At 38.8% G+C, this 16,456-nt stretch carries 14 protein-coding genes and 1 other annotated feature; of the genes, 13 read left to right on the top strand and 1 reads right to left on the bottom strand.

The window, feature by feature from the left end:
• Nucleotide 1: 1 nt before the first annotated feature.
• Nucleotides 2-934 carry a DNA/RNA non-specific endonuclease gene (locus tag JEM49_RS00660; RefSeq protein ID WP_098043861.1) on the bottom strand — a complete coding sequence of 311 codons (933 nt, stop codon included), beginning with the start codon at nt 932-934 and terminating at the stop codon, nt 2-4.
• A gap of 136 nt (nt 935-1,070) precedes the next feature.
• Nucleotides 1,071-1,310: a binding site (T-box leader), on the top strand.
• 42 nt (nt 1,311-1,352) lie between these two features.
• Here JEM49_RS00660 and JEM49_RS00655 point away from each other — a divergent pair.
• The 13 genes from JEM49_RS00655 to citF all read left to right on the top strand — a co-directional run bounded on the left by JEM49_RS00655 (nt 1,353) and on the right by citF (nt 16,213).
• Entirely contained in the window at nt 1,353-2,207 is an 855-nt protein-coding gene (locus JEM49_RS00655) for a MetQ/NlpA family ABC transporter substrate-binding protein (protein WP_013437716.1), read from the top strand.
• An 11-nt stretch (nt 2,208-2,218) separates the two neighbouring features.
• The gene (locus JEM49_RS00650) at nt 2,219-3,280 is read left to right on the top strand and encodes a methionine ABC transporter ATP-binding protein (RefSeq protein ID WP_087363398.1); all 1,062 of its coding nucleotides are present in this window, start codon (nt 2,219-2,221) and stop codon (nt 3,278-3,280) included.
• Nucleotides 3,273-3,974, top strand: coding sequence for a methionine ABC transporter permease (locus tag JEM49_RS00645; RefSeq protein WP_098045755.1), 702 nt, complete (start codon nt 3,273-3,275; stop codon nt 3,972-3,974). The genes JEM49_RS00650 and JEM49_RS00645 overlap by 8 nt, the downstream gene beginning before the upstream one ends.
• Nucleotides 3,975-4,104: 130 nt before the next feature.
• Nucleotides 4,105-5,508 carry a class II fumarate hydratase gene (locus tag JEM49_RS00640; protein ID WP_201873156.1) on the top strand — a complete coding sequence of 468 codons (1,404 nt, stop codon included), beginning with the start codon at nt 4,105-4,107 and terminating at the stop codon, nt 5,506-5,508.
• An 11-nt stretch (nt 5,509-5,519) separates the two neighbouring features.
• Complete coding sequence (locus JEM49_RS00635; RefSeq protein WP_087235598.1) at nt 5,520-6,896, top strand: flavocytochrome c; 1,377 nt, start codon at nt 5,520-5,522, stop codon at nt 6,894-6,896.
• Between the two features lie 163 nt (nt 6,897-7,059).
• Nucleotides 7,060-7,986, top strand: a complete 927-nt coding sequence (locus JEM49_RS00630) for an L-lactate dehydrogenase (RefSeq protein WP_025005791.1) — start codon at nt 7,060-7,062, stop codon at nt 7,984-7,986.
• A gap of 125 nt (nt 7,987-8,111) precedes the next feature.
• Nucleotides 8,112-9,428, top strand: coding sequence for a C1 family peptidase (locus tag JEM49_RS00625; protein WP_087175846.1), 1,317 nt, complete (start codon nt 8,112-8,114; stop codon nt 9,426-9,428).
• A gap of 576 nt (nt 9,429-10,004) precedes the next feature.
• Entirely contained in the window at nt 10,005-11,471 is a 1,467-nt protein-coding gene (locus JEM49_RS00620; protein ID WP_056945425.1) for a DASS family sodium-coupled anion symporter, read from the top strand.
• A 78-nt stretch (nt 11,472-11,549) separates the two neighbouring features.
• On the top strand, nt 11,550-12,341 hold the full coding sequence (locus tag JEM49_RS00615) for an alpha/beta fold hydrolase (protein ID WP_201873152.1): 792 nt from the start codon (nt 11,550-11,552) through the stop codon (nt 12,339-12,341).
• 90 nt (nt 12,342-12,431) lie between these two features.
• The gene (citC, locus tag JEM49_RS00610; RefSeq protein ID WP_025005794.1) at nt 12,432-13,484 is read left to right on the top strand and encodes a [citrate (pro-3S)-lyase] ligase; all 1,053 of its coding nucleotides are present in this window, start codon (nt 12,432-12,434) and stop codon (nt 13,482-13,484) included.
• Complete coding sequence (gene citD / locus JEM49_RS00605) at nt 13,474-13,767, top strand: citrate lyase acyl carrier protein (protein ID WP_025005795.1); 294 nt, start codon at nt 13,474-13,476, stop codon at nt 13,765-13,767. The genes citC and citD overlap by 11 nt, the downstream gene beginning before the upstream one ends.
• Nucleotides 13,768-14,682: an aldolase/citrate lyase family protein gene (locus JEM49_RS00600; protein WP_201873149.1), complete on the top strand. Its 915-nt coding sequence runs from the start codon at nt 13,768-13,770 to the stop codon at nt 14,680-14,682.
• Nucleotides 14,672-16,213, top strand: a complete 1,542-nt coding sequence (gene citF / locus JEM49_RS00595) for a citrate lyase subunit alpha (protein WP_342211660.1) — start codon at nt 14,672-14,674, stop codon at nt 16,211-16,213. Before JEM49_RS00600 ends, citF begins: the two co-directional genes overlap by 11 nt.
• Nucleotides 16,214-16,456 lie beyond the last annotated feature (243 nt).

The following is a 16,456-nucleotide window of genomic DNA, read 5'->3' as shown; positions in this document are numbered from 1 at the left end:
ATTATCTTAATGATTTACGATAACCAGCACGTCTAGCAGCAGCTTCTGAAGGGAAGTAAACTGCATTGGCTGAACTCATATGATAGTTTTCACCACTGGCAACATGATAAATCTTGCTGCGTTTGTTACCAATTACACGGTAATTTGCAGTAGAAATCTTGTGCTTAATGTTATGAATGGTTCTTGCTTTAGTCACATGATGGCTTCTAGCTTTTACATGTTCAGCAATCGTACTTGAACCATGTTTAACGCGACTAGTACCATCTTTGTAGTTTAAGATTACGCCAGGTTGCTCATTGAAAATATAAACATTGAAATCAACAGCATTGCTGCCGATTGATTTAGCTTCCATTTCAACACCGTTTGCTAACAAGTCATTACCTTTGAAAATTGGTGTAACTCTGTAGCGAACGTAATTACTTGAAGAGTCTTTCAAATAATTGGCAACTTCATTTTCGTACTTGAGCATGTCTGGATCGTTTAATTCACGTGTTCCAGTAATTAGGTTGCGCGGATTATTATTTTGACCGGTTAATTGATAGCCAACTAGGTGACAACGGTTGTAAAGCCAGCCACTAGCAATGCGTTTGTTGTGCCAACCAGTTGGATCCCAAGTCAAACCAGCTCTTGGACTATGGGGCATCAATCTCCTATTCAAAAGGGCATTAGCCGCCTGAGCTCTATTTAAGTAATCTAAATTACTGTATTTTTGCCAGGGACCATTTTTCTTTGACAACGTACTTTTAGAGAAGCGCGGTTCATTATGGTCGACCGTAACAATTTCTTGTTTATGAAATTTCAGATTAGCGAGTGATTTATCTGAAACGGCATAAACGGTTTGGTTATTGCATGGGACATTAGTATTGGCAAAGGAAATCAAGCCTACTGCCGCTACTAATAAGAGAGCCAAACTTCGAAAGTGATTTTTCTTCATTTCTTTCTCCTTAGCAATTATTAAATTATAAGATATAACCACATTATAAAATAAAATCGCTTACTCAGAAGAATAATTAAAAAATATGTTGACTAGATTAAAAAATGATGATAACTTATTTATAACAAATTATTAATCAAACATCTTGAAGAGCTGAGTAACTGGTTTCCTATTTATAAAGAGAGCTAACGTGGTGGTGAAAGTTAGCAAATAGGCCCTAGCGAATATGGGCTTGGAACGATGACTGATAGTGATATTTAGCTATCAGCGGATTTGCACCCGTTAACAGTGCAGGCTATTAATTTGATAGCTAATGAGATTTATCGCGTGAGTGATAAATGAATTAAAGGTGGTAACACGAGCATTCGTCCTTTTAGGATGAATGCTTTTTTATTTTCATTATTAGGAGTTGAGTTACATGCGTAAGCGTAGACGGAGAAATACAATTATTTGGACAATTATCGGCGTTTTAATCTTAATTGCTGGTTGGTTTAGTTTTGGACCAGGAATTCCAAGTAAAACCCAAGCCAAGACTGTAACAGTTGGTGTTGTCTCACAAAGTAAACAAGATGCAGCTATTTGGAAGAGCGTTGCTCAAACGGCTAAAGATAAATATGGTATTACGATTAAGATAAAGAATTTTACTGATTACAACCAGCCAAACAAGGCTTTGAAATCTGGCGATGTTGATTTGAATGCTTTCCAACACTACGCCTTCCTTAAAGCATGGAACAAGTCAAATGGTGGTGGTGTAGTTCCAATCGGTAAAACTTATATTGCACCAATTCGTTTGTACTCTAAGAAATACAAGAAGTTGTCTCAATTGCCAGATGGTGCAACTATTGCCATTCCAAATGATGCAACTAATGAATCAAGAGCATTGTTTGTTCTTAAAAACGCTGGCTTAATCGGTTTAAGAAAGGGCAAGACACTTGTTACTGTAGCCGATATCACTAAGAACCCACGCAACCTTAAGTTAAAGGAAGTTGGTGCTGAACAAACTGGTCGAGTAATCAACTCAGTTGATGCTTCAGTAGTTAACAACGACTATGCTGGTCCAGCTGGTTTAGGCGATAAGCAAACTATTTACGTTGAACCAGTTAACAAAGATTCTAAGCAATGGATCAACATCATTTGTGCTAAGAAGGGTCAAGAAAACAACCGACTTTACAAAGATGTGGTTAAGGCCTACCAAACCGAAAAGACAAAGAAGATGACTAAGCACTACTACGGTAATTCACAAATTGCTGCTTGGGATATCAAGATTAAGTAGGAGGGGTTAGAATGAGCATTATTCAATTAGATCATATTGATATAGATTTTCCTCAAAAAAAGGGTAAAGTTGTCAAAGCAGTTAGCGATGTAACTTTGCACGTTGAAAAAGGCGATATTTATGGAGTTGTCGGTTTCTCTGGTGCCGGTAAGTCAACCTTGGTTAGAACGATTAACCTCCTGCAACATCCTAGCAAGGGTAATATCAAGGTCAACGATGTCGATTTTGTTAAAGAGGGCAAACAAGTTATTTCTAATAAACAATTGCAACTGGAACGTCGAAAAATCGGCATGATTTTCCAAGGCTTCAACCTATTAAATGAAACAACGGTTTTAGAAAATGTTGCTTTTGCATTAAAGCATGCAAAACTTTCCGATGAAGAATTAGAAAAACGTTCATTAGAATTGCTTGATTTAGTTGATTTGAAAGATAAGGCTAACTTTTATCCAGTTGAATTATCAGGTGGTCAGCAACAAAGAGTAGCTATTGCTCGTGCTTTGGCTAACCACCCCGATATCTTGATCTCTGATGAAGCTACTAGTGCGCTTGATCCACAAAATACACAACAAATTTTGGATCTATTGAAGCGACTCAATAAGCAATTAGGTTTGACTGTAGTTTTAATCACCCACGAAATGGATGCCGTTAAGAAGATCTGTAATAAGGTTGCTGTAATGGAACACGGTAAGATGATTGAAAAAGGCAATTTGCGTCAAGTCTTCTTGCATCCTAAGAAGGAATTGACTAAACGCTTTGTTGGTGGTGGCCTTGAAGCTATTCAAACTTTAGAGGCCTTGAACCTTGGCAAACTAGAAGCAAATGAAGAGGTATATCAACTGGTTTACAGCATTGCCAATGTGACTAAGTCCATCATTATTGAACTTTACCGTCAAATTGGAGTAGAGGTTTCAATGCTTTATGGTAACGTGGAACTGTTAAATGGCGAAGCGATCGGTACTTTGGTTGTTTTGGTTAAAGGGGATGCCGATAAGCAAAAGCAAGCTAGAGAATTCTTGGAGAAGCAAAACGTTACTTTGACTAGATTGGATGAAAAGGGGAATTTAGATGATTAGTTGGTTTGAAAAAGTTTGTCCAAATGTCGTACAACTCGGCTGGGGCGGAGACGCTGGCTGGGGAACTAGTATCTTTCAAACATTATTCATGACTTTTTGGGCCACAATCTTCGGTGGCATTCTCGGAATTATTTTTGGTGTTTTGCTTGTTGTAACCAAAGAAGACGGTATTCGTCCAAACAAGTTCTGGTATAACGTTTGCGATAAGATAGTTTCAATTTTTAGAGCTATTCCATTTGTAATCTTGCTTGCCTTTGTTGCACCTGTTACGCAAAAGATTGTTGGTACTCAAATCGGGATGAAGGCAGCCTTAGTTCCATTAACTTTAGGTGTTTTCCCATTCTACGCTCGTCAGGTACAAGTTGCCCTTGAAAGTGTTGACACAGGTAAAGTAGAGGCTGCTCAAAGTTTAGGCGCAACTGTTTCAGATATCATTTTTGATGTTTACTTACGTGAATCACGTTCAGAATTAATCCGCGTTTCAACAGTAACCATCATTTCATTGATTGGTTTAACTGCAATGGCTGGTGCCATCGGTGCCGGTGGTTTAGGTAACACAGCTATTTCATACGGTTACAACCGTTTCAACAATGACGTTACTTTAGTTGCCACTATCTTAGTCATCATTTTGATTTTCATTGTTCAAATTGTCGGTGACTTCTTTGCTAAAAAGATGAACCATCAAAATAGGTAGAAATTTTTAAGATGAGATCTAGGCTATCCTAGATCTTTTTTCTTTAATTGAAAAAGAAAGCCTTTACAGGTATCATAAAAGGTGATTGAAAACTAACAAAAACCTTATGCTTATGTAAGGAGGAAAAATAATGAGCGAAGAAGAATATCGTATTGAAAGTGATACTATTGGCCCTGTAAAAATTCCTAAGGATGCTTTGTGGGGTCCACAAACAGAAAGAAGTTGCAATAACTTCCCAAGCGGTGAATTAATGCCAATTCAAATCATCCGTGCCTTTTTGCATTTGAAGAAGGCGGCAGCTGAATCAAACGTTGAGGTTGGGGATGAACCTAAAGAAAAAGGTGAAGCAATTGAAGATGCAATTGATCATCTTTTAGCACTTAATGATACAGATTTAAGAAAAGACTTCCCATTACACGTACTTCAAACTGGTTCAGGTACTCAAAGTAACATGAACGTTAACGAAGTAGTGGCTAACTTGGCCAACAAGCTTCACCCAGGTTTAGGTATTTTGCCTAACGATGATGTTAACCGTGGTCAATCATCTAATGATACTTATCCAACTACTATGAATATCGTTGCTGTTGAAGCCTTAGACAAGCTTGAACCCGCTATCAAGCATTTAATTGATGAATTAGTAGTTAAGGAAAAGAAGTACTGGAAAACTGTTAAGGTTGGTCGTACTCACTTGCAAGATGCAACTCCACTTACTTTTGGTCAAGAATTATCTGGCTACATTTCCGCATTGAAACATGATCTTTCATACATTCAAGAATTGAAGCCAACTCTTTATGAATTGGCTATCGGTGGTACTGCTGTAGGTACCGGACTTAACGCTGCACCAGGCATGACTGAAAAGATTGCTGGTAAATTATCAGAAGTATATGGTCACGAATTCAAGGTTAAGACCAACAAGTTCTGGGGCTTAGCTCACCACTCAGGTCTTGATGTAATGCATGGTGCACTTAAGACGCTCGCAGCCGACATGTTTAAGATTGCTCAAGATATCAGATTCTTGGCATCAGGTCCAAGAGCTGGTTACGGTGAATTAAATATTCCTGCTAACGAACCAGGTTCAAGTATCATGCCAGGTAAGGTAAACCCAACTCAAGCCGAAGCTGTAACTATGGCTGCTGCTAAAGTATTTGGTAATGATACCACGATTACTTTTGCTGCAAGTCAAGGTAACTTTGAAATGAACGTCTTTAAGACTGTCATGATTGCTTCATTCCTTGATTCTTGTGATATATTAACTGGTACAATTACTGGTTTTGCTGATAAAATGATACATGGCTTAACTGTTAACGAAGAGCGTATGGATGAATTGCTTGAAAATTCACTTATGACAGTTACTGCTTTATCACCACACATTGGGTACCATGCTGCTGCTAAAATTGCCCAAGCTGCACAAAAAGAGGGCACTACTTTGAAAGAAGCTGCCTTAAAGAGCGGCAAGGTTACCGAAGAGCAATACGATGAATGGATGGACTACATGAAGATGACTAATGTCGACAAGTCCACTCCAGAAGAATAATAGGGGATATTATGCCAAATAATAAAGAATTAAAAAATAAATATGATGCAATAATTGTTGGTTCAGGTGGTACTGGTTTAACAGCAGCACTTCAAGCTCGTGAACTTGGTTTGAATGTTGTTATTTTGGAAAAGAACGGTAAAATTGGTGGTAACACTAGTCGTGCTTCTAGTGGTATGAACGCATCTGAATCATTGGTTCAACTTGATGAAGGAATCATTGACAACAACCGTGACTTTTACGAAGAAACTTTAAAGGGTGGCGGTTTATTAAACGACCGTGCAATGCTTAAGTACTTTGTTAACCACTCTGCTATTGCAATTAGCTGGTTAATGAAATATGGCGTTCGTTTGACTGATTTAACCATTACCGGTGGGATGAGCGTAAAGAGAGCTCACCGTCCAGGTTCAATGGAACCAGTTGGTTTCTATTTGACTTCACGTTTAACTAACCAAGTTAAAAAGGCCGGTGTAGACATCTTTACTGGTGCTAAAGTAACTAAATTGTTGCAAGACAAGAATGGCAATGTTAACGGCGTAGAAGTTGAAACTGATAAAGGCGTTAAAACAATTAAGGCTAAGGCAGTTTTGCTTGCTACTGGTGGCTTTGGCGCTTCTAAAGAAATCATCAAGAAGTATCGTCCAGATTTAGTTGACTACAAGACTACCAACCAACCAGGTGCTACTGGCGATGGGATTAAGCTTGCTAAAGAAATTGGTGCGCAATTGATGCAAATGAACTTTATTCAAGTTCACCCAACTGCAGATACTGATAACCCACACGTTTACTTAATCGGTGAAGGTTTACGTGGTGAAGGTGCTATTTTGGTTAACAAGGCCGGCAAGCGTTTTGTTAACGAATTAAACACCCGTAAAATTGTTTCAAGTGCGATTACTGGTTTAAACGAAGACGGTGCATACTTGGTCTTCGATTCAGGTGTTCGTGCTCATTTTGCAGCTGTAGAATTTTATGACCACATTGGCTTGGTTAAGGAGGGCAGCACTTTGGCCGACTTAGCTAAGGAAATTGATGTTGATCCAGAAAACTTAGCTGCCACAGTAGATGAGTGGAACAAGGCCGTTGAAAACCACAAGGATAAGGAATTTGGCAGAACTACTGGTATGGATCGTGAATTAAACCTTGGACCATACTACGCTATTCACATTCACCCAGCTATTCACTACACTATGGGCGGAATTCATATCAACACCGAAACTCAAGTATTGGATACCAACGGTAACGTAATTAAAGGTCTTTATGCAGCTGGTGAAGTTTCTGGCGGACTTCACGGCAACAACCGTATTGGTGGTAACTCAGTTGCTGAAACGGTTATCTTTGGTCGCCAAGCTGGTATTCAAATGGCTAAATACGCTAGAGAACACAAATAAATCTAACCGAAAAAGAGACAATGAGAGTTGTCTTTTTTTCAATATATTTGTTAAGAAAAGCACAATATTAACGTAATTAATTAATAAATAGTGTCTAATGTAAGCGCTTAGTGTATAATGGAATATGTAGAAAATTACGTTTATGAAAGGACTAATATAACTTATGAGTAGAAAAGTATTTCTTGTTGGTGATGGTGCCGTAGGTTCAACTTTTGCAAATGACTTATTGCAAAACGCTACTGTTGATGAATTGGCAATTTGCGATGTAGCTAAGGATCGTCCAGTTGGTGACTCAATGGACCTTGAAGATATTACTCCATTTATGGGTCAAACTGATATCCATCCAGCTGAATACAGTGATGCTAAAGATGCTGACGTTTGTGTAATTACTGCTGGTGTTCCTAGAAAACCTGGTGAAACTAGACTTGATTTGGTTGCTAAGAACGTTAAGATTTTAAAGAGCATTGTAGAACCCGTTGTTGAATCAGGATTTAAGGGTGTATTCGTTGTTTCCGCAAACCCAGTAGATATCTTAACTACTTTAACTCAAAAGTTATCAGGCTTCCCTAAGAACCGTGTAATTGGTACTGGTACTTCACTTGATTCAATGCGTCTTCGCGTTGAACTTGCTAAGAAGCTTAATGTTCCAGTTGCCAAGGTTAACTCAATGGTTCTTGGTGAACATGGTGATACTAGTTTTGAAAACTTTGATGAATCAACTGTTGATGGCAAGCCGCTTCGCGACTATGCAGAAATTAATGACAATGTTTTAAGTGAAATTGAAACTGACGTCCGCAAGAAGGGCGGCAAGATCATCGCTAACAAGGGTGCTACATTCTATGGTGTTGCAATGATGCTTACCCAAATCGTTAGTGCCATCTTGGACAACCGTTCAATCTGCTTGCCATTATCAGCACCAATTAACGGCGAATATGGCATTAAGCACGACTTGTACTTAGGTACTCCAACTGTTATCAACGGTGAAGGTATTGAACAAGTAATCGAAACCAAGCTTTCAGATGCTGAAAAGGCTAAGATGCTCAACTCAGCTGATAAAATGCAAGAAGTTTTATCAGGTATTGAACTTTAATTGATATAGATATATTAAGAAAAAGGCGTTCATTGAACGCCTTTTTTTGCTTGCTAGATAATACAAAAGAAGGTATTATTATGATTAAAGAATTAATAAGAAATTAGAGACTGACGAGGTAGGATATGACAGTTATTTCTGATCAAGAGATCGCAGACTTTTCTGCCGATTTCAATACTAATAGCAAAAATCAAGTTGCTTCACGTGCTGCTCGTCGTAGCGGATTACTTGAAGCATCCTTTAACGATCGCGTTTCAGAACGTTTAAACCATGTTTTTTCAACTGAACTTGATGTAGGTGGCGTAACTGACCAAAAGCATTCTGGTCGTTGCTGGGAATTTGCCACATTGAATGTTTTGCGTCATTACTTTGGCAAGCAAAACAAAGTAAAAGATTTCACTTTCTCACAAGCTTATAACTTTTTCTGGGATAAGATTGAACGTGCAAATGCCTTTTATGATGCAATGATCCGTTTGGCTGATAAGCCACTTAACGACCGCGAAGTGCAATCATGGTTAGCTTTTGCTGGTGAAGATGGCGGCCTTTGGAGCATGGCCATCAACCTAGTTAAAAAATATGGTGTTGTACCTTCATACGCAATGCCTGAAAGTTTTAACTCCAACAATACTACTGGTTTGATCGATTCTTTAGCACGTAAGGAAAGAAAAGATGCTATTGCTTTACGTAAATTAGTGAGTGAAGGCAGTTCACAAGATGAAATTGAAAAGGCTAAGAAGCACTTTTTGAATGAAGTTTACCGCATGGTATCTGTTGCCTTAGGCGAACCACCAAAGAAGTTTGACTTGGAATACCGCGATGACGACAAAAAATATCACTTGGAAAGAGACTTAACTCCACGTGAATTCGTACAAAAGTATTTCAAGGACTTTAAGTTTGATGATTATGTAGTTTTATCAAACTGTCCTAACCACGAATTTAACAAGCTTTACCATATGCCACTTTATGACAATGTTGATGGCGGTGATCAAATTAAGTTTTTGAATGTGCCAATTGAATACTTGGCTCAAGCTGCTGTAGCACAACTTAAATCTGGGGATGCCGTAATCTTTGGTAACGACGTTTTAAAGCAAATGGAAAGAAAGACTGGTTATCTTGATACCGAACTTTACCAAACCGATAAATTATTTGGTGTTGATACCAAGATGAGCAAGGCTGATCGTTTAGCGACTGGCGAAGGTTTTGCTACTCACGATATGACCTTAGTCGGTGTTGATGAAGATCACGGCCACATTCGCAAGTGGAAGGTTGAAAATTCATGGGGTGACAAGTTTGGTCACAAGGGCTTTTACGAAATGAGTCAACCATGGTTTGAAGACTATGTTTATGATGTCGTAGTTAGAAAAGAATTTTTGACTAAGGAGCAAGTTGAACTTGCAGAAGGTCCAGCAGTAGACTTGAAGCCTTGGGATAATATTGGCTAATGTGATATAATTAGAAATGAAAATAGAGGCCGGCATTACGACTGCCGCACCTCTTTAGTGCAAAACCGTTAAAAAACGGTGGTACTGTTTAGGATTAATTAAAAACCGCTAAACTTCTTCCAAAAGCTATTGAAGCGGTTTTTAATTTCGCTATTTTTTTAATGTTCGAATTAGAATAACTAATCGAATAGTCTGGGTGATTAGATATACAAGCTCCGATGCCAGGCAACATAAGAAAAATGTTACACCAAGGATGAATACAAGAAGATTCATCAAGTAAAATTGGTCCTCCTTTCTTTAGAATATGAGCAAAATGATTTACACCATAAGCATCAACTTCTTTCTAAAAGAAGTACCACCGCTAATTTAACTTTTTTGCAGATATAATTTTATCAAACTAATGTTTGTTAAGACAGCGAACAAGTGCAGAAATGCACTTGTTTTTTATTTTAAAAAACATAAAAAATAACTTTCTTTTTAAAATAGTTTAAATTTCCCTTGAAAGGTATATAATACTATGTGAAAAAATTCATTTTTGAATTGATTTTTTTAGTGAATACTCATCAGGGGAGAAAAATGAAAAATTTAGAGAAGGTAAATTATAAAGGCTTCATTTGGCCTTTAGTAGTAGGTATAGTGCTGTGGTTGATCACACCATGGCGACCAAGTGGTTTATCACTTCAAGCCTGGGAAATGTTTGCAATCTTTGTTGCAACGATTGTGGGATGTATCACAAAGCCATTGCCAATTGGTGGTACAACATTGCTCGGAATGGTAGTAACTGTCTTAGTTGGCTTAGCTCCAGTTAAAGACATAGTTAATTCCAAGGGCGTGGTAGTACAAACTGGTATTTTGAGTTCTTTTGGCAACTCTGCTGCTTGGCTAATCGCTATGGCCTTTATCATGGCTCATGGTATTAGCAAGACCGGTTTAGGTAACCGTGTAGCTTACTTAATGATTAAAAAGTTCGGTAAGCGATCAATTGGTATCGGTTATGCCGTTACCGGCTTGGAATTAATCATGGGTGCGCTTATTCCATCTAACAGTGCTCGTACTGGTGGGGTAACTTGGCCTGTAGTTGAATCTATTTCCAAGAGTTACAAGTCTAATCCTCACGATCCTTCAAGAAAGAAGATCGGTGCATACTTAGACTTCACCGCCTTTCACGCTAATATTTTATCAACAGCACTATTTATTACCGGTGCTGCTCCTAACTTGGTTGCTCAACAGATGGCCGCACAAAAGGGCTATCAAATGAGCTGGATTAGCTGGTTCTGGGCAGGCTTAGTTCCAGTAATCGTGGCTACATTGATTATTCCAATTGTAATTTACAAGATGTATCCACCTGAGATTAAGGAAACTCCTAATGCTAAAAATTGGGCTGATGGCAAATTAAAAGAGATGGGTCCAATGTCCGAACCTGAAAAGATCATGGCAATTGTCTTTTCTTTAGCTATTTTACTTTGGGTTCTTTCAGGATTCTTCAAGATTCCACAACTTAACTCAGCCTTTGTTGCATTTTTAGCAGTAACGCTTTTATTAATTACTGGTGTGTTAAGCATGGAAGATGCCTTGCATGAAACTGGTGCTTGGAACATTTTGATTTGGCTTTCAATCTTGATCTTCATGGCCGGTAAGTTGATTTCTTACGGCTTTATCGATTGGTTCACCAAGTTTATTCAAAGCGAAGTTCACGGCATCAGCTGGGGCCTTGTTTTAGTAGTACTTATTTTGTTAATGTTCTACACTCACTACTTCTTTGCTAGTGGTACAGCTCACATGACAGCTCTTTATTTGCCATTCTTAACTGTAGCTACTGCAATGGGTGCACCGCTTGGCCTTTCAGCTATGCTGTTAGCATTTACTGGTGTAATTAACGCTTCAACTACTCACTATGCTAACGGTCCTGCTTCAATTTTGGCTACGACAGGCTACGTTAAGCAAAAAGAATGGTGGAAGATGAATTTCATCTTGGGTATTCTCTACATGCTGATCTTTGGTATTGTAGGTTCACTTTGGATGAAGATTATCGGTGTTTGGTAGAAAAAGGCAATCTGGGAAACCAGGTTGCTTTTTTGTGTAATAATAAGGTTAAAACTAAGAATACAAAGAAGGATCAAAATGAAATTTAAAACAAATGATGATGTCATGCTGCATTACAGCGATACAGGGGAAAAAGATCGCTCTGTTTTATTAGGCATCCCCGGTATCGGTGGTTCTAGTCAAATGTGGCAAGACCTAATTGCACTTTTTAATGATCGTTATCGCTTCGTCATGCTTGATCCGCGCAATCAAGGACAATCCGAGCGCACCTACCGCGGTCAGCGAATCAGTCGTCATGCCGTTGACCTGGAAGAATTGATGGAAGAGCTGGATTTGCACGATGTTGTTGCTATCGGTAATTCCATGGGTGCGGCCAACATCTGGGCCTACTTGTCCATTTATGGTAAGGGCCGGCTTAAGGCGATGGTTGATCTAGATCAATCACCTAAGATGATCGCCGACAAGACCTGGCAATATGGCTTTAAGGATTTAACCTGGGATAATTATCCAGAAATGTTAAAATTCGATTTTGGCAAGGCTTTTTACCATCATATTGATGAAAAAATGTTCCAAGATGCCAAGAATGAATATCAAGCTTTTCCTTATAATCCTGAGGAAAACTACAATTGCTTGGTAGAGCATGCGGAACAAGATTGGCGCGATATGATTATAGATAGTCCAGTTCCGATGCTGGTAATTGCTGGTGAAAAATCACCATTCTTTAATCCTGATTTTACGAAGGCAATTAAATTCCTGAATGAGAAGGTTGAAACCGCAATTGTTCCGGAATGTGGGCACTTGCCTCAGGCAGAACAACCAGCAAAAGTTCATCAGATTATTAGTGAATTTTTGCAAAATTTAAAAAACTAAGCACAAATTTGAAATATTAAAACGGCAAGAGTAAACTATTCTTTGTGAAAAAGATTACTTGCTCTTTGATAATAGTAAGGTGGCATATCAATGGATAAAGTAGTTGATTTGTTTTTAAGTGATGCCGCAACTCGTCAAAAGTGGGAGAATTTGCTTTCATCTTTAGATCTGCATAATTTTAGTGCACGTGAAGTTGATCAAATCGACCATACGATTGGTTTAGTAGATGAGGATGGCAAGCTAGTTGGTACAGGCAGCGTTGCCGGGAACGTGTTGAAGTATGTGGGCGTGATTAATGAAGATACTCAAGGCGCCCGCTTTAACAAGGTGGTTACCAACTTGCTCCAGTATTTAGCTGAGCAGAAGATTTACCATTCATTCGTTTTTACTAAAGCCAAGTATGCGTCTAGTTTTGAGCACTTGCATTTTAATTTGCTGGCTAAGACAGATGAGGCAGCTTTTTTAGAGAACGGGATGCCAGATGTAAATGATTTCTTGAGTGATTTGCCAAAGGTAGAAGATCAAGCTGATAAGAAGATCGCAGCGATTGTGATGAATGCCAATCCTTTTACCTTGGGTCATCAACACTTAGTTAAGATGGCAAGTGAAGAAAATGATTTAGTCTATGTTTTTGTGGTAGCTAATGATGTTTCCTTGTTCAATTTTAACGAAAGAATGAAGCTGGTGCAGGAAGGGACCAAGCAATTTGCTAATGTAAAAGTTGTTTCAGGTGGCGATTACATGGTTTCTCCAGCAACATTCCCAGCTTATTTCTTAAAATCACCTGATGAATTGATTGACGTCCAAACCTCAGTCGATGCTGCAGTGTTCAAGAATAAAATTGCACCCGCTTTGAACATTGCCCGTCGTTATATCGGTCAAGAACCTATTTCACGTACGACGCACTTTTATAATGTTAGTTTAGCTCATGAGCTTGGTCCTGATATTGAAGTGATTACTGTTAAGCGCCTAGAAAAGTCAGGACAAATTGTGACTGCTACTCAGGTAAGACAATGGATCAAGGATGGAGATTTGGCAAAGATCAACAAGTTTGTACCCGAATCTACCTATGAGTTTATTAAGCAAAATATGAGTGAATTGCAATCGAGAATTGAGAAAGGAATGAATATTGATGGAAATTAAAACTACTGCCGTAGCAGGAACCCTCGAAAGTTCTGATATTCAAATCATGATCTCTAAAGGTTCTAACGGTATTGAAATCGATTTGGAATCTGAAGTTAAAAAGGCATATGGTGATCAAATTGAAAAGGTGATCACCGAGACTTTGAAGAAGTACGGTTTAGAAAATGCCAAGGTTAAGGCAACTGACAAGGGTGCGCTTGATTGTGTGATTAAGGCTCGTACTTTAGCAGCTGCTCAACGTGCTACTGAAACACAAGATAAGCCTGACTTGGAGGTGCTTTAAATGACTTACGTTAAAAATCGTTTACGTAGAACCATGATGTTCGTTCCTGGTAATAACCCTGCCATGATCAAAGATGCCGGCATTTATGGCGCTGATTCAATCATGCTCGACTTAGAAGACTCAGTATCTTTGACTGAAAAAGACGCAGCTAGAATGCTTGTTTACGAAGCAATTAAGACTGTTGATTTTGGCGGTAGCGAAATCGTAGTTAGAGCAAATGGTCAAGACACGCCATTTTATGATGAAGATGTTCGTGCCATGGTTAAGGCCGGCGTTGATGTTATCCGTTTGCCAAAGACCGAATCAGCAGCAATGATTCAAAAGTTGGTCAAGGACATTGAACACTGGGAAGATGAATATGGCATTGAAAAAGGTTCAATCGGTGTCATGGCTGCCATTGAAAGTGCCAAGGGTGTTTTGAATGCTCCAGAAATTGCGACAGCTACACCATTGATGATGGGACTTGCTGTATCTGGTGAAGATTACACTGCTGATATGCACACTCACCGTTACCCAGATGGTCGTGAACTTGAATTTGCACGTAATATGGTATTGCAAGCAGCTCGCGCCGCCGATGTTTATGCCTTTGATACTGTCTTTTCCAACATGAAGGATACCGAAGGCTTCTATCGTGAAACTAATTACATCCACGAATTGGGTTATGACGGTAAGAGTTTGGTTAACCCACGTCAAATTGCGATGGTTAACAAGGTCTTCAATCCAACTAAAGAAGAAATTGAACAAGCTAAAAATGTTGAAAATGCTATTCGTGAAGCCAAGGCTAAGGGTAGCGGCGTTATCTCACTTAACGGTAAGATGGTCGATAAGCCAGTTGTAGAAAAAGCAACTCGTGTACTTGAAACTGCAAAAGCTTCTAACTTGATTGATGAAGAAGGTAACTACATTGGAGAATAAAGTAAAACGCGAATTACCAGACGATTTAATGAATAAAATGGATTTAAAGCCATTTGAAACTACTGAAATTGGTCATCCAGAAGTAAAGCGTGTAGCTCCAAAGGTTCGCGTAACTACTGGTCAAGATAAGGTCGTTGCTTCTCTTGATGACGTAATCAAGAACAACTTGAAAGATGGCATGACTATTTCATTCCACCACCACTTTAGAAATGGTGACTACATCTTTAACATGGTAATGGACAAGATCATTGCTATGGGGTACAAGGATTTAACTTTGGCTCCAAGTTCATTAACTGGTGTTATGAATGATAAGGTAATTGAAGCTATTAAGAAGGGCGTCATTACTAACATTACTTCTTCAGGGATGCGTGGTTCACTTGGTGACTTCGTTTCTCACGGCGGCTTGAAGAATCCTGTGATTTTCCGTTCACACGGTAATCGTGCTCGTTCAATTGAAGAAGGAGAAATCAAGATCGATGTTGCCTTCTTAGGTGTGCCTGTTTCTGATCCTGCAGGTAACGCTAATGGTCAAGATGGGGATGCTGTCTTTGGTTCATTAGGTTATGCCTTAATGGATGCTCAATATGCTAACAAAGTTGTTCTTTTAACTGACAATATTGTTGATTATCCAAATACCCCAGCTTCAATCAAGCAAGACCAAGTTGACTACGTAGTCAAGGTTGATAAAGTAGGTGACCCTGACAAGATCGGTTCAGGTGCTACTCGTTTTACCAAGGACCCTAAGGAACTTAAGATTGCGCAAATGGTTAACCAAGTTATTGTTAACTCACCATACTACAAGCAAGGCTTCAGTTTCCAAACCGGTTCAGGTGGTGCCGCATTAGCTGTTACTCGTTACCTTCGTCAAAGCATGATTAAGGACGGTATTACTGCTTCATTTGCTTTGGGTGGTATTACTAAGCCAACTACTGATTTGCTTGAAGAAGGTCTTGTTAGAAAAGTAATGGATGTTCAGGACTTTGATAAGGGTGCTGCTCAATCTATGGCTAATAACAAGAACCAACAAGAAATTGATGCTTCATGGTATGCCGATCCTCATAACAAGGGTGCGGTTGTTAATAACCTTGATGTTTCTATTTTGTCCGCATTGCAAATTGATACTAACTTCAATGTTAACGTCATGACTGGTTCTGATGGTGTAATTCGTGGTGCCGTTGGTGGTCACCAAGATGCTGCCGCAGGTGCTAAGATGACCATTATTACTGCTCCACTTGTTCGTGGTAGAAATGCTACTGTTGTACCTAGTGTTGAAACTATCGTTACACCAGGTTCATCAATCGATGTATTGGTTACTGAACGAGGCATTGCAATTAACCCAGCCCGCAAGGACTTGATTGATGCATTTAAGAATGTGCCTGGACTTAATATTTTGGACATTTATGATTTGCAAAAGACGGCAGAAAAGCAAGTTGGTGTACCAAAGCCACTTGAATATACTGACCGGACTGTAGCTTTAGTTGAATACCGTGATGGTACAATTATTGATGCTATTAAAGAAGTAAAAGACTAAAAATTGATTCTGTTGAAAGACATGTGCTGAGGCGCATGTCTTTTTTATACAAAAACGAGCCTATCTTGGTAGATAGGCTCTGCGTATACATATATTTGTCTAAGTATCTTTATTATGACATTTTAATAATAAGTTTTCACTTATTTTGACTTGAGAAAAAAGTAAGCGTCATATAACCGAGTATCTTTTTTAGTCCGTATTTTTCAGGTATTCTAATCTCATCAATTTAATGGAGGTTAAGAA

Source organism: Lactobacillus sp. A27 (assembly GCF_016742815.1).
GTDB lineage: Bacteria > Bacillota > Bacilli > Lactobacillales > Lactobacillaceae > Lactobacillus > Lactobacillus gallinarum.
The sequence above is the reverse complement of the archived record's forward strand: the minus strand, read 5'-3'. Positions and strand labels throughout refer to the sequence as shown.

What these genes read in the sequence shown, in the direction of transcription:
- JEM49_RS00645 (WP_098045755.1), top strand. Translation starts at nt 3,273, where the DNA reads ATGATTAGTTGGTTTGAAAAAGTTTGTCCAAATGTCGTACAACTCGGC.
- citD (WP_025005795.1), top strand. Translation starts at nt 13,474, where the DNA reads ATGGAAATTAAAACTACTGCCGTAGCAGGAACCCTCGAAAGTTCTGAT.
- JEM49_RS00640 (WP_201873156.1), top strand. Translation starts at nt 4,105, where the DNA reads ATGAGCGAAGAAGAATATCGTATTGAAAGTGATACTATTGGCCCTGTA.
- JEM49_RS00630 (WP_025005791.1), top strand. Translation starts at nt 7,060, where the DNA reads ATGAGTAGAAAAGTATTTCTTGTTGGTGATGGTGCCGTAGGTTCAACT.
- JEM49_RS00625 (WP_087175846.1), top strand. Translation starts at nt 8,112, where the DNA reads ATGACAGTTATTTCTGATCAAGAGATCGCAGACTTTTCTGCCGATTTC.
- JEM49_RS00635 (WP_087235598.1), top strand. Translation starts at nt 5,520, where the DNA reads ATGCCAAATAATAAAGAATTAAAAAATAAATATGATGCAATAATTGTT.
- JEM49_RS00620 (WP_056945425.1), top strand. Translation starts at nt 10,005, where the DNA reads ATGAAAAATTTAGAGAAGGTAAATTATAAAGGCTTCATTTGGCCTTTA.
- JEM49_RS00655 (WP_013437716.1), top strand. Translation starts at nt 1,353, where the DNA reads ATGCGTAAGCGTAGACGGAGAAATACAATTATTTGGACAATTATCGGC.
- JEM49_RS00660 (WP_098043861.1), bottom strand. Translation starts at nt 934, where the DNA reads ATGAAGAAAAATCACTTTCGAAGTTTGGCTCTCTTATTAGTAGCGGCA.
- JEM49_RS00650 (WP_087363398.1), top strand. Translation starts at nt 2,219, where the DNA reads ATGAGCATTATTCAATTAGATCATATTGATATAGATTTTCCTCAAAAA.
- citC (WP_025005794.1), top strand. Translation starts at nt 12,432, where the DNA reads ATGGATAAAGTAGTTGATTTGTTTTTAAGTGATGCCGCAACTCGTCAA.
- JEM49_RS00615 (WP_201873152.1), top strand. Translation starts at nt 11,550, where the DNA reads ATGAAATTTAAAACAAATGATGATGTCATGCTGCATTACAGCGATACA.
- JEM49_RS00600 (WP_201873149.1), top strand. Translation starts at nt 13,768, where the DNA reads ATGACTTACGTTAAAAATCGTTTACGTAGAACCATGATGTTCGTTCCT.